The organism is Streptomyces sp. NPDC006265 (genome assembly GCF_040613555.1).
Lineage (GTDB): Bacteria > Actinomycetota > Actinomycetes > Streptomycetales > Streptomycetaceae > Streptomyces.
In genome coordinates this window covers 1-1,929 of sequence record NZ_JBEXSH010001246.1, presented here as the reverse complement: position 1 = coordinate 1,929, position 1,929 = coordinate 1, and the positions used below count along the sequence as shown (strand labels likewise).

At 69.9% G+C, this 1,929-nt stretch carries 2 protein-coding genes; one reads left to right on the top strand and one right to left on the bottom strand.

Annotated elements, in window-relative coordinates; translation table 11 throughout:
- Positions 1-765: MFS transporter (locus ABZ281_RS47630; RefSeq protein ID WP_356664895.1), on the bottom strand; the 765-nt coding region annotated here is incomplete at its 3' end.
- Between the two features lie 78 nt (positions 766-843).
- Between ABZ281_RS47630 and dusB the strand changes: the two genes are divergently transcribed.
- Positions 844-1,929, top strand: a 1,086-nt coding sequence (gene dusB, locus ABZ281_RS47625) for a tRNA dihydrouridine synthase DusB (protein ID WP_356664893.1), incomplete at its 3' end; no start/stop codon positions are given.

Genomic DNA, 1,929 nt, shown 5'->3' with positions numbered 1-1,929 from the left:
GTCGATCAGAGGTTCCTTGCGGCGCGGCTCGTAGAGGAGCAGGCCCGCCAGGGCGGCGAGGGCGAGGACGGCCAGCGGCGCGATGGACCGGAACGGGGTGCTCGGTGCCTCGATGATCGCGTACGTCAGCGAGCCGAACAGCGCGATCACCAGCACCTGCCCGACGGGGTCGGGGCGGCGGGCGCGCGGCGCGCGCGACTCGGGGACGAAGCGCAGGGTGAGCAGCAGGGCCGCGAGGCCCACCGGCAGGTTGATCCAGAAGATGGAGCGCCAGCCGACCGAGTCGACCAGGAGGCCGCCGACCAGCGGGCCGGCGGCCATCGATATGCCGACGACCGCGCCCCAGACGCCGATGGCCCGGGCCCGCTCACGCGGGTCGGTGAAGGTGTTGGTGATGATCGACATGGCCACCGGGTTCAGCATCGAGCCGCCCACCGCCTGCATCATGCGGAACGCGATCAGCGCCTGAAGGTTCGGCGCGAGGGAGCACAGGACCGAGCCGATGGTGAAGACGACCAGGCCCGCCATGAAGACCCGCTTGCGGCCGATCCGGTCGGCCGTGGAGCCCGCGAGCATCAGCAGGGAGGCGAGGACGAGGGTGTAGGCGTCGATCGTCCACTGCAGACCCGACGTACTCGCGTGCAGGTCCTTCTGCATGGACGGCAGGGCCACGTTCAGGACCGTGTTGTCGAGGCTCACGATCAGCAGGCTCATGCAGCAGATCGCGAGCACCAGCATGCGGCGGCGGGGGCTGAGCTCGGGCATGCGCTCCATCGTACGCCGATTTCGATAGTGTGCCTAACTAATGAATTTTGCCATCTCATTGCACGGCACAATGGATGCATGTCCACGCCCCTCCAGATCGGTCCGCACACCGTCCGGCCCCCCGTCGTCCTGGCCCCCATGGCCGGGATCACCAACGCGCCCTTCCGCACCCTGTGCAGGGAGTTCAGTGGTGGCAAGGGCCTGTTCGTCAGCGAGATGATCACGACCAGGGCGCTGGTCGAGCGCAACGAGAAGACCATGCAGCTCATTCACTTCGACGCGAGTGAGCGCCCTCGCTCCATCCAGCTGTACGGCGTGGACCCCGCGACCGTCGGCAAGGCCGTCCGCATGATCGCGGAGGAGGACCTCGCCGACCACATCGACCTGAACTTCGGCTGCCCGGTGCCCAAGGTCACCCGCAAGGGCGGCGGCTCCGCGCTGCCGTACAAGCGGAACCTGCTGCGGGCCATCCTGCGCGAGGCCGTCAGCGGTGCCGGCGACCTGCCCGTGACGATGAAGATGCGCAAGGGCATCGACGACGACCACATCACCTTCCTCGACGCCGGCCGGATCGCCGTCGAGGAGGGCGTCACCGCAATCGCTCTGCACGGCCGCACCGCCGCCCAGCACTACGGCGGCACCGCCGACTGGGAGGCCATCGCCCGGCTGAAGGAGCACGTGCCGGAGATCCCGGTGCTCGGCAACGGCGACATCTGGTCGGCCGAGGACGCCCTGCGCATGGTGCGCGAGACCGGCTGCGACGGCGTGGTCGTGGGCCGCGGCTGCCTGGGGCGGCCCTGGCTGTTCTCCGACCTGGTCGCCGCCTTCGAGGGCCGCACCGAGGACATCGCCCGCCCCGCCCTGCGCGAGGTCGCCGACGTCATGGTCCGGCACGCCACCCTGCTCGGCGAGTGGATCGGCGACGAGCCCCGGGGCGTGATCGACTTCCGCAAGCACGTCGCCTGGTACCTGAAGGGTTTCGCGGTCGGCTCCGAGATGCGGGGGCGCCTCGCGATCACCTCGTCCCTGGAGGAACTGCGCTCCGGCCTGGACGAACTGGACCTCGACCAGCCCTGGCCCACCGGTGCTGACGGGCCCCGGGGCCGTACCTCCGGCAACAACCGCGTGGTGCTGCCGGACGGCTGGCTGAAGGACCCCTACGAC